Below are 13,645 nucleotides of genomic sequence, written 5' to 3'. Positions count from 1 at the left end.
GCCATGAGCCTGCGCGGCTTTTCCACCGCCAGCGCCCGGCGCGAATTCGCGCTGCTGCGCACGCGTCCGTGGGACCTGGCCATGATCTCGTGGGTGCCGCTGCTCGCGGTGTTCCTGATCTGGTGGATCTTCTCGGCCGGCCTGCCCGAGCGCCTGCCGATCGGCGTGCTCGACCAGGACCACTCCACCCTCTCGCGTCAGCTGGTGCGCTTCCTGGACGCCACGCCGGGCCTGCGCGTGGCGCAGCAGTACGCCGACGAAGGCGAGATGCAGCGCGCGCTCACCAGCGGCGCCGTCGATGCGGCGGTGCAGCTGCCGCGCGAGCTGAGCCGTGACGTCAAGCAAGGCCGCGTCGGGCAGGTCATGCTGCTGCACAACGCGCAGCTGGGCACGCATTCGAGCCTGATCCAGCGCGACGTGCGCACCGCCGTCGCCACGGTGTCGGCCGGCGTCGAACTCGCGGTGCGCAACAAGCGCGGCGAGTCGATGAAGGCCGCGCGCGTGAGCATGGACCCGGTCAAGGCCAGCATGGTGGCGCTGTTCAACACCTCGACCGACTACGAGCAGTTTCTCGGTGCCGCGCTCATTCCGGCGCTGCTGCACATCCTTGCGATGACGGCCGGCGCCTGGGCCGTGGGCCGCGAGCTGCGCGACCGCAGCCTGGGCGGCTGGCTCGGCGCCGCGCCACGCTGGCCCGAAGCACTGGCCGCGCTCACGGGCAAGCTGGCGCTGCCGTTCGCGAGCCTGTCGGCGGTGGGCCTGGCCGCCATGCTGTGGATCACGGCGGGCCGCGGCTGGCACCCGGTCGGCTCGGTGGGATGGACGCTGTTCGCGCTGATGGTGTTCCTGGCGCTGTCGATCGCGCTCGGCGCCTTCGTGGCCAGCCTCACGCGCTCGCTGCGCACCGCGCTGTCGGCCACCGGCTTCATCACCGCGCCAGCCTTCGCGTTCGGCGGCGTGGGCTTTCCGCTGGTCGCCATGCCGGTGCTCGCGCAGCTGTGGGCCGGCTTGCTGCCGTACACGCACTACATCCGCGTGCAGATGGAGCAGCTGCAGATGGGCGCGCCCCTGGCCTACTCGGCCGCCACGCCGCTGTGGATGGTGGTGGGCACCGCGGTGCTGCTGGCCGTGTCGGCCACGCTGCTGGTGCGCGCGGCCGCGGCGCCCGAGACGTGGGGAGGCCGCTGATGAGCACGCGCATCCAGGGCTTCGCCGATGCCTGGCGCGACACCGCGCTCGGCGTGCTGCGCGACAAGGGCGTGCTGCTGATCATGCTGCTCGCGCCCATCATCTACGGCTTCTTCTACCCCTGGCCCTACGGCACGCAGGCCGTCACGCGGGTGCCGGTGGCGGTGGTCGACCAGGACCACAGCGGGCTGTCGCGGCAGATCGCGCGCTTCGCCATGGCCAGCCCGCGGCTGGACGTGCGCATGGTCACGTCCGACGTGCACGAGGCGCAGCAGGCGCTGTGGCGCGGCGAGATCGAGGGCTATGCGCTGCTGCCGAAGGACCTCAAGCGCAACGTGCTGCGCGGCACGCCGGCGGTGGTGAGCATCGAGGGCAACGGCGCCTACGCGCTGCTGAACAAGGCGGTGCTGTACGGCTTCTCGGAGGCGGTGGGCACGGTGTCGGCCGGTGTGGAGATCCGCAAGCTGCAGGCCGGCGGCCAAAGCGCGGTGCAAGCCGCGCGTAGCCGCAGCCCGCTCAACACGCAGCTGGTGGCGCTGTTCAATCCGACCGAGGGCTACGGCAGCTACGTGGTGCCGGCGGTGGCGCTGCTGATCCTGCAGCAGACGCTGCTGATGGGCGCCGCGATGCTGGCCGGCACCTGGGCCGAGGCCGGCCGGCTGCGCGCGGGCATGGGCGCGTGGCTGGGGCGGCTCGGTGCGCTGTCGGGCTTCGGCGTGCTGAGCGGCCTGTTCTATTTCGGCTGGGTGTTCTTCCTGCAGGACTATCCGCGCGGCGGCAATCCGTTCGGTGCGCTGGTGCTGCTGCTGTTCTACGTGCCCGCGATCTGCGTGCTCGGCCTGCTGCTGGGCTGCTGGTTCCGCGACCGCGAGCGCGCACTACAGGTGCTGCTCTTCACTGCGCTGCCGATGGCTTTTCTCTCGGGCTTTTCGTGGCCCGTCGAGGCCCTGCCCGCGCCGCTGCAGGCGCTGCGCTGGCTGTTCCCGAGCACAGCGGGCATCCAGGCCTCGCTGCGGCTCAACCAGATGGGGGCGCCGCTGCACGACGTGCTGCCGTACCTCGGGGCGCTGGCGGCGATGGTGGTCGCGGGGCTGCTCGTGCTGTGGGCTGCGGCCACGCCGCGCCAGAACGAGCGCGACTAGCGTCGGCTGTCCGCCGCCACGGCGCGCACCAGCCGCGTGGCCGGCGCCACCAGCTCGCGCAGGTCGCCCACCCGGTCCTGCTCGATGGCCTGCAGCACCAGTTCGTTGATGCCGCCCACCACCGTCATCGCCATCTGGCTGCTCATGTGCGCTGCGGGCACCTCGCCTGAATCGCTGCTGTTGATCGCCACCTGGATGAAGTTGGCGATCTCGCCGTTCACGCGCCGCCGCGCCGCCAGGCCCGGCAGGCCCAGCCCGAGGATCTCGACGAACAGCGTGCGCAGCAGCACCGGGTCTTGGGCGAGGTAGTCCATGTAGGCGGTCATCGCCTGCTCCACCTGCGTGTGCCAGGGCTGGGCCGGGTCGAAGGCCTCGCTCACGGCCTGCAGGCCGAGCCGGCTGGCCGTTTCGTACAGCGCGATCAGGCACTCGGTCTTGGTGCTGAAGTGCTCGTAGAACGTGCGCCGCGACACGGCGGCCTCGCGCACGATGTCGGCGATGGTGGTGTCGGCGTAGCCCTTGGCCGCCACGGCATGCGCCATGCCCTGGAGCAGCCGCGCGTAGTGCTCGCTGGGCGCGCCTTCGGCGGCATCGGGCGTGGCGGTTTTGTCGATGGTGGCAGTCATGTGCGATTCATTTTCCTACGCCTTGGTACTTGACAGTACCAGTTCACAATTGCACCATGGCGGCACGCGGTACGGAGTTGTACCAACTTTTACCCACGAACTCAGGAATTGCCCCCCATGACCGAACTCGTAGTCCGCCGCCTGCTGATCGACCTGCAACCGCCCTTCTCGCACGACTGGTGCGGCGGCGATGCCTTCTCGACCGCCTTCTTCAACGCCTTGTCGATGAGCTTCCCCTTCGGCGAGCAGTTCTTCATCGACGCCGTACGTGACGCCATGGCCACGCTGCCGCCCGAAGTGCAGGAGCGCCATCGCGCCGACGTGCGCGGCTTCATCGGCCAGGAGGCGACGCACCGGCGCATCCATTCGCTGTTCAACGCGCACCTCGAGCAGCAGGGCCTGGTCGACCGCTGGACCGCGCGCGCCAGCCAGCGCATGGAACTGATGGACGGCGCCGATCCGCGTCACGCGCTGGCCGTGACGGCGGCCACCGAGCACTTCACGGCCATGTTCGCCGAGTGGCTGCTGGCCCGCCCCGAGATCCTCGACGGCGCCGAGCCCCGGCTGCGCACGATGTGGCTCTGGCACAGCGCCGAAGAGCTGGAGCACAAGAGCGTCGCCTTCGACATCTACAAGGCCGCGGGCGGCTCCGACGAATGGCGCACGCGCTGGTTCCGCCGCGTGACGGTGATGTTCCTCGGCGACCTGATGCGCCAGACGGTCGACAACCTGCGGCATGAAAAGCAATTGTGGAAGTGGGCCACCTGGAAGAGCGCCGCGCGCATCCTGCTGGGCCGCGGCGGCCTGCTGCGGGGCAATCTCGCGGGCTGGCGCCAGTACCTGCGCAGCGACTTCCACCCCGACCAGCAGGACAGCAGCCTCTCGGCACGCTGGCTGGCCGACAACGGCGCGCAGTTCACGCCCGTGGGCGCGCCTGCGGCAACGTCGGCCTGAGTTCGTCAGTAGATGCTGGCGCGGTGCGGGCTCAGCGCGCCCGCCTGCGTCGGCTGCCCGTCGGCGCGCAGCGTGAGGTCGTGCAGCGTGTCGAAATCGGACGGCGCATCAGGCACGCGCATCACCACTTCGAGTTCGTGCATGGAAGCCACCCAGCGGCCGGCCGGCGATTCGGCCGGTTCGTCGTTGGCGAACACGCCGTCGCGGATGTAGAGCGTTTCGCCTTCGGGGCGCTCGCTGTGCAGCTCGATCAGGCGTGCGATCGAGAAGTTGTAGGTCACGAGCTTTTCGCGCGTGCGGCGGTCCTTGCCGCCACAGTTGAACGAGCCCTCGGCCGCGATCACGATGCAGGAGCCGTCCACCCCGCCGTCGATGGCGATCTCGTTGCCCGAGCGCCAGATGGCGTTGGGCAGGCGCACGCGCACCTTGTCGATCACGAGGTCGCGTTGCTTGTTGAGGGCACCCAGCGGCGGCACCAGCGAGCGCAATTGGCGCAGGCGCTCGGCGAAGTTGTCGTCCATGAGGAATTCGACATGGTGCGTGGCGCTGCCGGACGAGCGCTTGACGACCTGCATGACGACGTGACGTGGCTTGTTCACAGCTCAGGCCCTCCACGCAGAGAAAAATCCACGCCCGCCGCGGGGCACCGATCGCCTTCTTGCTGGATTTGAGTGGTCATCGGCTACAAATTAGAACTTTAGATTAAATGCAATTACTTGCATCATTTGTGTCCAACTGTATATCGATTGCGACCGGGATGGAAGGCAATCGACGACATGCCGATGAGGCCATGTCGCCAACGCGACGCGGCGCCGTGCTAGGCGCTCAGCTCGACGATGCTTCGGCCTCGAGGGCCTCGTCGAGCGCCTTGCACGAAGGCGCGCAGACGGTCTGCGACTTGCCCAGCACCTGACGCGTGCGCAGCTGCGAACGCACGCGGTGCTTGCCGCACATGAAGCAGGACATCGTGGCCCCGCTGAACGACGCCGAGGCGCGGAACGGAGAGCCCGGCGCCTTCGATTTGTAGCGCAGCCCGTCCGCCACCACTGCCGTTTTCACTTCACCCTTGGCCATGCATCTTGTCCTTGTTCGATTCGTCACCGCGCATGGCGCGGGCAATGGCTTCCCTGGCTGTGCCTTCGGCGGCCAGGGAAACGTCCAGCGCCGAGCGGCAAAGGCCGGCGTGCTGGTAATTCATATTTTCGTAGACCTCGGAGGCGGCCGGATAGGCATCGAGCAACTGGCCCAATTCCGCACCGGGCTCGACGTCTTCGAATTCATGCACCAGGTGCTCGACCACCGAGCGGTACTGCTCGGCACCAACCGGCACGGCGCTGTGCTCAAGCCTCTCCAGCAGTTGAGCCAGCACGTGGGTCACCGCCAGATCGGTCTTGGGGGACGGATTTCGGGTCGTGTTCATGGTTTGCATGTGGGGACAGCATACCCCTATGCAAGGGGCGGGTCGCGCGGAAGTGTCTCTGCCGACATGGCTTCCTGCGCCGCGCGCATGCGTTGGAGCAGGCTGTGGAGCATTTCGGTCGACAGGCCGTGGATCACCAGCCGATGCCCGGCCCGCAAGGTCGACAGCGGCACCAGCGGATGCTTGTTGTTGACCAGGATCAGGTGCTCCGGCGCGTTCAGGATCGTCGCCGCGTAGATGCCGATGGTTTCGTCCAGTTGCAAGGAGTTGGCGGCGCGCCAGAAATCGTTGTCGGTCAGCATCAGCTGGTACAGCGGCGTGAACAGCTCGATGGCGCTTTGCAGGTCGAGAAAATTGAGCTTGCCCTGGGGCATGTCTTCCAGCCGCAACGCCGGCGGCTGGATCATCGAGAAATCGACCTGCTCGGCCTTGCACAGCGCCAGCCCCTTGTCGCGCAGCGCCGTGTTCAGCCGGATCACGAAGTTGAACAGGTTCAGGTCGTGCTTCAGGAACATCTCGTCCTTCAGCGCGTCGATGTCGGCCGGCTCCAGCGGCGACGTGCCCACGGGCGCGGGCGAGTTGCGACCGATGAAGGCCAGCACCTGCGAGCCCAGGTGAAAGTGCCGCAGGATCAGCCAGTTGGCCTCGGGCGAGACGAAGCGCTTGAGCCCCCACGCCAGGAAGCGGTGCAGCAGCATCGAGTGCGACCAGTTGCGCGGCACGAACACCTTCACGATCTGGATCAGGATGATCGTCAGCCGCGCGATCGGCCGCAGGAACGGCAGCAGGTACTGGCGCGAGGCCGAGCTCGAATCGGCCAGCCACGCGGCCTTGACGTCGTCGGGCAGCGGCGTGCTCTGGTCGAGGTACAGCGCCAGCCAGGGGCTGGGGTCGCGCTCGTCGTGCGCCTGCTTCAGGAATTCAGGGGTTCGATCCATGGGGCATTCGTTCGGTGATGTGCTGGAACTGCATCAGGTACAGCGCCGCCGTGTGGCGCGCGGTGTCGGCAATCTGGCGAGCAGCGCGGGCCTGCCCTTCCACGGCCATCACCATCTCGACCGCGGCGAGCCAGCGGTTCAGGTGGTGCTCGTCGTTGTGGCCGTGGTACTCGAGGAAACGGAAGGCGTCGGGCGGCAGCTTCAGGCTGGCCTTGAGCAGCGGCAGCAGCGCCGGCACGATGCGCTGGCCCGTGCCTTCGATGATGTAGATCGCGCCCAAAAGGCCGATCGGGTCGCGCGTGGCGGCCAGGCCGTGCAGGTAGGCGTTGAGCGCCTCGCCGCCGGGGTTGCGGCGCAGTTCGTCGATCGATTCGACCGTGCCGCCGGCCTTGCGGTAGTCGCTGAAGAGGATGTTGAAGTCGTTCTGCTCCTCGCCCGCGTGCACGTCGATCAGCGACGACAGCATGCGGTACGGCTCGCTCAACGAGGCGGCGCCTTCGCGCATCCACAGGCTGCCTTCGCGCACCTGCGGCACCCACTGCTCCATCCAGTTCAGGTAGTCGGGCACGGCGAAGCGGCGCTCGCGGATCTGGCGGATCAGCGGCGTGCGCCACACGCGCGAGCGGTAGTCGTGCCAGATGGCGGCCAGCTCGGTCAGCAAGGCGCCCAGGCCCTCGGGCGCTGCGGCCGGGTCGTGCGGGGGCGCAATGACGAGGTCGTCGTCCGGCGCCACCGCCGCCGCGCGGGGCGCGATCACGACGGGCGCCGCATCGACGGCCTCGACCTCGAGCAGCATGTACGCCGCCATGAAGCGCCCCGACTCCGGCACGTAGCAGAAGATCTGCTCGCCCGGCTTCAGCGCCTTGGTGTGCAGGAACTCGGCGAGCATCACGAGGATCGACGCTGCGCCGGTGTTGCCGCGCCACGCGAGGTTGCTCCACCAGCGTTCGCGCGGAATCGCCAGGTCGGCCTTGGCCATCAGGTCTTCGACCACCGGGATGAATTTTTCCGACGAGTAGTGGCACAGGAAGTGGTCGACCCGCTTCGGATCGACCCAGCCGTCGCGCACCAGCCCCGCGTACTCGTGGATGCCGATGTCGAACAGGTGCGGCAAGAGGCGAATGTCCTGGCGCAGCGACAGCGCGCCGGCCGCTTCGGCCTCGGCCCACGAGCCGAAATCGAGGTGACCACGCGCGCGGTCTTCGGTGAGGCCGAGCTGCATACACACCGGGTAGTCGCCCGAGAAAGCGCGCTGGTGCACCCACTTCAGCTTCAGGCGCAGCCCCGGCTTGCCGGCCAGCGCGGGCGTGCCGTCGGACAGCAGCAGCGCGCCCGCGCCATCGGACAGCATCCAGCGCAGGAAGTGCGAGTCGAAGTCGGTCTCGTAGCCGCGCGCGGCAAAGCGCGAGCGCTTGAACAGGCGCGACGGCATTTCGCTGGCCACCGCCAGCGCCGAACGGTGCGCGCCCAGCTCGATGCCCTGCGCCGCCGTCTGGATCGCCGACACGCCGGCCGCGCAGATGCCGTGCACCGAATGCGTTTCCATCGGCTGCGCCGCCAGCTCGCCCTGGATCATGTTGGCGAAGCCGGGCATCAACGTGTCGCCGCCCGAGGAGCCGCTGGCCAGCAGCGACACGCGCGACAGCTCGGCCCCGCCGCGCTGCAGGCAGTCGCGGATCGCGCCGGCCGCCAGCTGCGCGTTGGTGTGGCGTGTCACGCCTTCTTCGTCGATCGCGTAGTGCCGCGTGAGGATGCCGTTCTCGGCCAGGATGCGGCGCTTGATGCGCTCCGACATGCGGTTGAGCGGCGCGATGTACGCGTCCATGCGGTCGTTGGGAACAGGCTCGCCGGGCATGAAATAGCCGGCGCTTTCGAGGTACACGCGTTGGAATGAAACGGGCATGGGTTCAGGAGATGGGTGAATCGGGAGGCATCAGCGAGCGGCTGCGAAAACGCGGCCACACGGTCCCCAGCACGAAGACGCGCACCATGTACGGCACCAGCCCGCCCTCGTTGAGCGCGGGTGCCACCTGCGCGCGGTAGCGCGTGTGATGCAGGTGCGTGAGCTCGGACCAATGGGCATGCGGGTTCTCGTGGTGTGCGGTGTGCAGGCCGATGTTGAACAGCAAGGGGTTCACCAGCCCCTCGAAATTGCGCGCGTAGTTCAGCTGGCTACCGCGGGTATCGCCGGATGCATCCTTGCGCGGCGTCTTGCGGCCGTCGGCGTGCGCGTGCTGCAGGTAGTTGGTGGCCAGCAGCCAGTGCAGGCCGTGCAGCTGCGGCACGATCACGAAGAGCAACGCCTTGCGCCAGTCGATCGCCAGCAGGACGGTCCAGCTGACCAGCCACAGCGCGTACTGCGCCATGCAGTAGCGCCAGGCACCGCGGTGATGCTGGTGCAGCCGCGCGAGCCAGCCGAAAAACAGCGGCATCAGCACCCACACCGCCTGGAACGGGTGCAGCAGGTAGCCCCACAGGTGGTTGGTGTCGCCGCCGAAGCGGTAGGTGCGCGCCACGTCCTTCGGTCCATGACGATGGCGATGGTGGTTGGCCACATGCGCGGGCCAGAAGACGAAGGTCGGGTGGCCCTGCAGCAGCGTGATCCAGAAGTCGGTCAACCGGTTCATGCGCCGCCCGCGCCACATGCGCAGGTGCACGTGGTTGTGGTGGATCACGCCGATGCCGAGCGTGAGGAACAGCATCAGCGCATACGGCACCACCTGGAAACCGTGCACCCACTGCCACGCCGCCAGCGCGGGCAAGGCGACGAGGTACGCGAGGCTTTGCCAGTCGCGCCAATGGCGCAGCCGCGGCAGCCGATGGCGCGCGTCAGGCCGTCGTGGCGCCATGCTTCTTTCGAAACGCCTGGAACAGCGGCTCGGCCGCGTCGGCCGCGATGCGCGTGCGGAACAACCGATCCATGAAGGTGAACTGGAAGCCGTAGTTGCCGTTGTGCACGGCATGGTGCAGGTGGTGCCGGCGGCTCGCGGCGAACCAGTGGCTGTACGACACGCCGGGCACGAAGTCGTAGTTCGAATGCCCCACGCAGTTGAAGAACAGGCTGAACACCGGCACCGACGCCAGCGACCAGAAGCTGAAGTCGTGCAGCACCATCGGCAGCAGGATCACGTTGCCGAGCATCAGCGCCTCGATCGGGTGAAAGCTGTAGGTGGCCCACGGCGTGGTCACGAACGAGCGGTGGTGCGGCCCGTGGAAGCGGCGCAGCCAGCGCGTGTGCAGCAGCCGGTGGTTGAGCCAGAAATGCACGTCGTTCCACACCGCGAGCACGAGGATCTCGATGCCGATGCGGCGCCAGCCCGCGTCGGGCACCAGCCGCGCCCAGCCCAGCTGCAGCAGCCCCCATGGAAACACCATGCCCAGCCCGAAGATCAGCACCGAGATGCCCGACTGCGTGAGCTCGCGCCGCAGCTGGCCGGGCTGCAACGGCCGCGGGTCGAGCGCGCGCCCGATGCCCAGCGCCGGCAGCACGCGCTTCGTGAGCAGCCAGGTGAGCGCGCCGAAACCCAGGTAGATGCCGCCGAAGAACAGCAGGCCCCACAGCATGACCTGCGGGGCCGAAAGAGAAGTGAAGGTCTGCGCCATCCCCCGAGGCTACAACAGCATCTCGGGCACCAGCGGGGAGATCAGGGTGTTGTACAGGCGCTGGAAGAAACCCGACTCGGGTTCCGAGGTGAGGATCACCTCTTTCTCGCCGTCGTTCGTGAGCCATTCGAGCGTGCCGCCCTCCTTCGACAGCCGCAGCCGGTACGAGTTCTGCAGCTTGCTCACATGGATGATGCGCAGCATCTCGCGCGCCAGTTGCGGGTTGTCGACCACCACGCCCATCTCGGTGTTCTGGCTGGCCGAGCGCGGGTCGAGGTTCATCGAGCCGATGAAGATGCGCGTCTTGTCGATGGCAGCGGTCTTGGCGTGCAGCCGGCCCAGCGAGTTGCCGAAGCTGCCGAAACGCATGCTCGCGGTGGTGCGCTGCGGGCTCAGCTCGTACAGGTCGGCGCCACCTTTCAGCAGGCGCTCGCGGTAGCGCGCGTAGCCGGTGTGCACCAGCGGCTCGTCGTTGGCGGCCAGCGAATTGGTCAGCAGCGTGAGCTTGACCTTGCGCTTGGCCAGGTCCTCGAAGGCGGCCATGCCGCGCTCGCCCGGCACGAGGTAGGGCGAGGTCAGGTCGACCTCGGTCTTGGCGTCGAGCAACAGCGCCCAGACCTTCATCGTCACGCTGGTGGCGATGGCATCTTCGGCCGTCAGCGTCGTGGGCTTGGACGGCGGGTCGGCGATGGCGCGGGCCTCGCCCCACAGCAGGCCCATGCGGCCGCCGTCGAGTTCTTCGGCGATGGGGCCGTAGCCGAGGATGTCCGAGGGCGGCAGCACGACCTTCGGCGGCGGGCCCGACATGCCGATCTCGGCATCGAAGGTGGCGGCGCCGGCCTCTTTGCGCACGATCTCGGCAATGGGCCAGATCTGGTCGCTGTTCCAGTAGGCGTCGAAGATGCTCTCGAGCTGCGGCACCACCTTGCCGACCACCAGCGCATCCATGTCGATGAAGTTCTGCGCTTCGCTCAGCACGAAGTACTCGTCGGCGATGTTGCGCCCGCCCACCACCGCCATCGCGCCGTCGGCAATGAAGAGCTTGTTGTGCATGCGGTGGTTGAGCCGGTGGATGTCGAAGATCGACACCACGAAGCGCGACAGGAACCCGTCGCGCGCGCAGCAGAACGGGTTGAACAGGCGCACCGACACATTGGGCGTCTCGGACAGCGCCAGCAGCAGCTGCTGGCTCTTCACCGTGTACAGGTCGTCCACCAGCACCCGCACCTTCACGCCGCGCGCCGCCGCCTCGCGCAGCGTGCGCAGCAGCAGCCGGCCGGTGGCGTCGTTCTCGAGCTGGTAGTACTGCACCACCAGCGAGTGCTCGGCGCGCTGCGCGAGCTGCAGGCGCGCGTCGAGCGAGTACACGCCCAACGGCATCAGCCGGAAGCCCGAATGCTCGCCGGGCGGCGTGGAGGCCGCGACGATCTTCGCGAGCGCGGTGCCCGGGTCGGCCGCGGCGGCGTGTTCGGCCGGGCGTTCGCGCGCCGGCGGCAGCGAGCCGCACGCGCCGAGCAATGCCAGCAGCACGCCGGCCAGCGCCGTGCGCAGAAGAGATCGGGCCCAGGCGTTCATGGTCGGGTTCCTCTTGTCGTTGTGGATGCCACTGCCCTGATGTACGCCGGTCCTCCCGCGGCGGTTTCAACGGGGCCCTTTTTGCGAAGCGTCGTCCTAGAATTCGATTCACTTCGCTTCGGAGTTACATCATGGCCCGATCGCTCCTTTTGCGCACCGCTTTATGGGCCGCGGCCCTCGCCGCCGGGGTACCCACTGCCCACGCCGCACTCGACATCGGCGACCCGGTGCCCAAGTTCACGGCCACGGCCGCGCTGGGCGGCAAGACCTTCCGCTACTCGCTGGCCGAGGCGCTGGCCAAGGGACCGGTGGTGCTGTACTTCTTTCCGGCGGCCGACTCCAACGACTGCTCCATCGAGGCCCACGCCTTCGCCGAGGCGGTCGACCAGTTCGCCGCGCTGGGCGCCTCGGTGATCGGCGTGTCGGCCGACGACATCGACACGCTCTCCAAGTTCTCGGTCAAGTCCTGCCAGAGCCGCTTTCCGGTGGCCTCCGACCAGGGCAAGACCGTGATCCAGGGCTTCGACGCGCTGATGCAGACCCGGCCCGACTTCGCCAACCGCCTGTCGTACGTGATCGCGACCGACGGCAAGGTCGCCTACTACTACCAGAACCTCAACCCCGACAAGCACGTCGAGCGCATGCTGAACGCCGTGCGCGCGCTGCCCAAAGCCACCGCGGCGAAGTAAGGCGGGCCGGCCGGGGCGCCACGCGCGGCGCGGGCTTCGCGCAAAATCTCGCCCCATGCAGCTCAACTACATCGCCAACGCGGACGTTCCCTCCGCCTCCGGCCGCACCCTCCCCGTCATCGACCCCTCGGACGGCCAGCCCTTCGACGAGATCCAGCGCAGCAACGCCGCCGACATCGATGCCGCCGTGCGCGCCGCGCGCGACTGCTTCGAGGGCGTGTGGCACAAGGTCAGCGCCGCCGACCGCGGCCGCCTGCTCTTCAAGCTCTCGCAGAAAATCGCCGAGCACGTCGACGAGCTCGCGCTCATCGAGCAGCGCGACTGCGGCAAGCCCGTGAAGCAGGCCCGCGCCGACGCGGTGGCGCTGGTGCGCTACTTCGAGTTCTACGCCGGCGCCTGCGACAAGCTGCACGGCGAGACCATTCCCTACCAGGACGGCTACAGCGTCTTCACCTGGCGCGAGCCGCACGGCGTCACGGGCCACATCATTCCGTGGAACTACCCGATGCAGATCTTCGGGCGCAGCGTGGGCGGCGCCCTGGCGGCCGGCAACGTGTGCGTGGTGAAGCCCGCCGAAGACGCCTGCCTGTCGCTGATCCGCGTGGCGCAGCTGGCGGCCGAGGTCGGCTTTCCGGCCGGCGCGCTCAACATCGTGACGGGCTACGGCCATGAAGTGGGCGACGCGCTCGCGCGGCACGAAGGCATCGACCACATCAGCTTCACGGGCAGCCCGAAGATCGGCACGCTGATCCAGCAGGTGGCGGCCGAACGGCACTGCCCGGTCACGCTCGAACTGGGCGGCAAGAGCCCGCAGATCGTGTTCGCCGACGCCGATCTGGACGCGGTGATTCCCGTGGTGATCAACGCCATCGTGCAGAACGCCGGCCAGACCTGCTCGGCGGGTTCGCGCGTGCTGATCCAGCGCGACATCTACGAGCCCCTGCTCGAGCGCCTGGGCCATGCCTTCGAAGCCCTGCGCGTGGGCCCCGCGGCGATGGACCTCGACGTCGGCCCGCTGATCCGCCAGACGCAGCAGCAGCGCGTGTGGGACTTTTTGAGCGACGCGCAGCACGCCGGCATCCCGATGGTGGCGCAGGGCGTGGTGGTCGAGGAAGCGCCCGAGACCGGCTTCTACCAGGCGCCCACCCTGCTGCGCGACGTGCCCGTGAGCCACCGCCTGGCGCAGGAAGAAGTGTTCGGCCCCGTGCTCGCCGCGATGCAGTTCGCCGACGAAGACGAAGCCGTGGCGCTCGCCAACGCCACCCAGTTCGGCCTCGTGGCCGGCGTCTGGACGGCCGACGGCGCGCGTCAGTTCCGCATGGCCCGGCGTGTGAAGAGCGGCCAGGTGTTCATCAACAACTACGGCGCGGGCGGCGGCGTGGAACTGCCGTTCGGTGGCGTGAAGTCGTCGGGCTACGGGCGCGAGAAGGGCTTCGAGGCCCTGTACGGTTTCACGACCCTGAAGACCATCGCCGTCAAGCACGGCTGAGGCTGACGACGCCGCGCCCGG

Annotated in this window: 14 protein-coding genes; 5 read left to right on the top strand and 9 right to left on the bottom strand. The window is 68.4% G+C overall.

Features of this window, described 5'->3' with window-relative positions:
• Window positions 1-3: 3 nt before the first annotated feature.
• Together AC1RGU_RS17060 and AC1RGU_RS17055 are read left to right on the top strand one after the other, a co-directional pair.
• On the top strand, window positions 4-1,188 hold the full coding sequence (locus AC1RGU_RS17060; protein ID WP_492696952.1) for an ABC transporter permease: 1,185 nt from the start codon (window positions 4-6) through the stop codon (window positions 1,186-1,188).
• Window positions 1,188-2,330: an ABC transporter permease gene (locus tag AC1RGU_RS17055; RefSeq protein ID WP_492696951.1), complete on the top strand. Its 1,143-nt coding sequence runs from the start codon at window positions 1,188-1,190 to the stop codon at window positions 2,328-2,330. The genes AC1RGU_RS17060 and AC1RGU_RS17055 overlap by 1 nt, the downstream gene beginning before the upstream one ends.
• Here AC1RGU_RS17055 and AC1RGU_RS17050 read toward each other — a convergent pair.
• Window positions 2,327-2,956, bottom strand: a complete 630-nt coding sequence (locus tag AC1RGU_RS17050; RefSeq protein WP_062473073.1) for a TetR/AcrR family transcriptional regulator — start codon at window positions 2,954-2,956, stop codon at window positions 2,327-2,329. The two genes, AC1RGU_RS17055 and AC1RGU_RS17050, sit on opposite strands and share 4 nt — an antisense overlap.
• A gap of 117 nt (window positions 2,957-3,073) precedes the next feature.
• Between AC1RGU_RS17050 and AC1RGU_RS17045 the strand changes: the two genes are divergently transcribed.
• Window positions 3,074-3,910 carry a metal-dependent hydrolase gene (locus AC1RGU_RS17045; RefSeq protein WP_062473075.1) on the top strand — a complete coding sequence of 279 codons (837 nt, stop codon included), beginning with the start codon at window positions 3,074-3,076 and terminating at the stop codon, window positions 3,908-3,910.
• Between the two features lie 5 nt (window positions 3,911-3,915).
• Here the strand turns inward: AC1RGU_RS17045 and AC1RGU_RS17040 are convergent, their stop codons facing one another.
• The 8 genes from AC1RGU_RS17040 to AC1RGU_RS17005 form a co-directional block, all read right to left on the bottom strand.
• Entirely contained in the window at window positions 3,916-4,509 is a 594-nt protein-coding gene (locus tag AC1RGU_RS17040) for a hypothetical protein (RefSeq protein ID WP_095950214.1), read from the bottom strand.
• 226 nt (window positions 4,510-4,735) lie between these two features.
• The gene (locus tag AC1RGU_RS17035; protein ID WP_056580179.1) at window positions 4,736-4,984 is read right to left on the bottom strand and encodes a hypothetical protein; all 249 of its coding nucleotides are present in this window, start codon (window positions 4,982-4,984) and stop codon (window positions 4,736-4,738) included.
• Entirely contained in the window at window positions 4,971-5,330 is a 360-nt protein-coding gene (locus tag AC1RGU_RS17030) for a hypothetical protein (RefSeq protein ID WP_492696950.1), read from the bottom strand. The genes AC1RGU_RS17035 and AC1RGU_RS17030 overlap by 14 nt, the downstream gene beginning before the upstream one ends.
• 26 nt (window positions 5,331-5,356) lie before the next feature.
• Window positions 5,357-6,268 (bottom strand): DUF6999 family protein, encoded by a 912-nt coding sequence (locus AC1RGU_RS17025; RefSeq protein ID WP_095745535.1) that lies wholly within the window; start codon window positions 6,266-6,268, stop codon window positions 5,357-5,359.
• Window positions 6,252-8,171 carry a StlD/DarB family beta-ketosynthase gene (locus AC1RGU_RS17020; protein ID WP_095745536.1) on the bottom strand — a complete coding sequence of 640 codons (1,920 nt, stop codon included), beginning with the start codon at window positions 8,169-8,171 and terminating at the stop codon, window positions 6,252-6,254. Before AC1RGU_RS17020 ends, AC1RGU_RS17025 begins: the two co-directional genes overlap by 17 nt.
• A 4-nt stretch (window positions 8,172-8,175) precedes the next feature.
• Window positions 8,176-9,117, bottom strand: a complete 942-nt coding sequence (locus AC1RGU_RS17015; RefSeq protein WP_492696949.1) for a fatty acid desaturase family protein — start codon at window positions 9,115-9,117, stop codon at window positions 8,176-8,178.
• Entirely contained in the window at window positions 9,098-9,871 is a 774-nt protein-coding gene (locus AC1RGU_RS17010; RefSeq protein WP_492696948.1) for a sterol desaturase family protein, read from the bottom strand. Before AC1RGU_RS17010 ends, AC1RGU_RS17015 begins: the two co-directional genes overlap by 20 nt.
• Window positions 9,872-9,880: 9 nt before the next feature.
• Window positions 9,881-11,446, bottom strand: coding sequence for a phospholipase D family protein (locus AC1RGU_RS17005; RefSeq protein WP_492696947.1), 1,566 nt, complete (start codon window positions 11,444-11,446; stop codon window positions 9,881-9,883).
• Window positions 11,447-11,577: 131 nt separating this feature from the next.
• Here AC1RGU_RS17005 and AC1RGU_RS17000 point away from each other — a divergent pair, with 131 nt between their 5' ends.
• Both AC1RGU_RS17000 and AC1RGU_RS16995 read left to right on the top strand, forming a co-directional pair.
• A complete protein-coding gene (locus tag AC1RGU_RS17000) occupies window positions 11,578-12,135 on the top strand; it encodes a peroxiredoxin (protein ID WP_095745539.1) in 558 nt (185 codons plus the stop codon).
• Window positions 12,136-12,190: 55 nt separating this feature from the next.
• Window positions 12,191-13,624 (top strand): aldehyde dehydrogenase family protein, encoded by a 1,434-nt coding sequence (locus AC1RGU_RS16995; protein ID WP_390343523.1) that lies wholly within the window; start codon window positions 12,191-12,193, stop codon window positions 13,622-13,624.
• Window positions 13,625-13,645: the final 21 nt, after the last annotated feature.

It is taken from the genome of Variovorax sp. GW823-FHT02B07, from assembly GCF_058797695.1.
The sequence above is the reverse complement of the archived record's forward strand: the minus strand, read 5'-3'. Positions and strand labels throughout refer to the sequence as shown.

Excerpts from the sequence above, each read along its gene's own strand:
- AC1RGU_RS17060 (WP_492696952.1), top strand. The coding sequence starts at position 4 with ATGAGCCTGCGCGGCTTTTCCACCGCCAGCGCCCGGCGCGAATTCGCG.
- AC1RGU_RS17055 (WP_492696951.1), top strand. The coding sequence starts at position 1,188 with ATGAGCACGCGCATCCAGGGCTTCGCCGATGCCTGGCGCGACACCGCG.
- AC1RGU_RS17050 (WP_062473073.1), bottom strand. The coding sequence starts at position 2,956 with ATGACTGCCACCATCGACAAAACCGCCACGCCCGATGCCGCCGAAGGC.
- AC1RGU_RS17045 (WP_062473075.1), top strand. The coding sequence starts at position 3,074 with ATGACCGAACTCGTAGTCCGCCGCCTGCTGATCGACCTGCAACCGCCC.
- AC1RGU_RS17035 (WP_056580179.1), bottom strand. The coding sequence starts at position 4,984 with ATGGCCAAGGGTGAAGTGAAAACGGCAGTGGTGGCGGACGGGCTGCGC.
- AC1RGU_RS17030 (WP_492696950.1), bottom strand. The coding sequence starts at position 5,330 with ATGAACACGACCCGAAATCCGTCCCCCAAGACCGATCTGGCGGTGACC.
- AC1RGU_RS17025 (WP_095745535.1), bottom strand. The coding sequence starts at position 6,268 with ATGGATCGAACCCCTGAATTCCTGAAGCAGGCGCACGACGAGCGCGAC.
- AC1RGU_RS17020 (WP_095745536.1), bottom strand. The coding sequence starts at position 8,171 with ATGCCCGTTTCATTCCAACGCGTGTACCTCGAAAGCGCCGGCTATTTC.
- AC1RGU_RS17015 (WP_492696949.1), bottom strand. The coding sequence starts at position 9,117 with ATGGCGCCACGACGGCCTGACGCGCGCCATCGGCTGCCGCGGCTGCGC.
- AC1RGU_RS17010 (WP_492696948.1), bottom strand. The coding sequence starts at position 9,871 with ATGGCGCAGACCTTCACTTCTCTTTCGGCCCCGCAGGTCATGCTGTGG.
- AC1RGU_RS17005 (WP_492696947.1), bottom strand. The coding sequence starts at position 11,446 with ATGAACGCCTGGGCCCGATCTCTTCTGCGCACGGCGCTGGCCGGCGTG.
- AC1RGU_RS17000 (WP_095745539.1), top strand. The coding sequence starts at position 11,578 with ATGGCCCGATCGCTCCTTTTGCGCACCGCTTTATGGGCCGCGGCCCTC.
- AC1RGU_RS16995 (WP_390343523.1), top strand. The coding sequence starts at position 12,191 with ATGCAGCTCAACTACATCGCCAACGCGGACGTTCCCTCCGCCTCCGGC.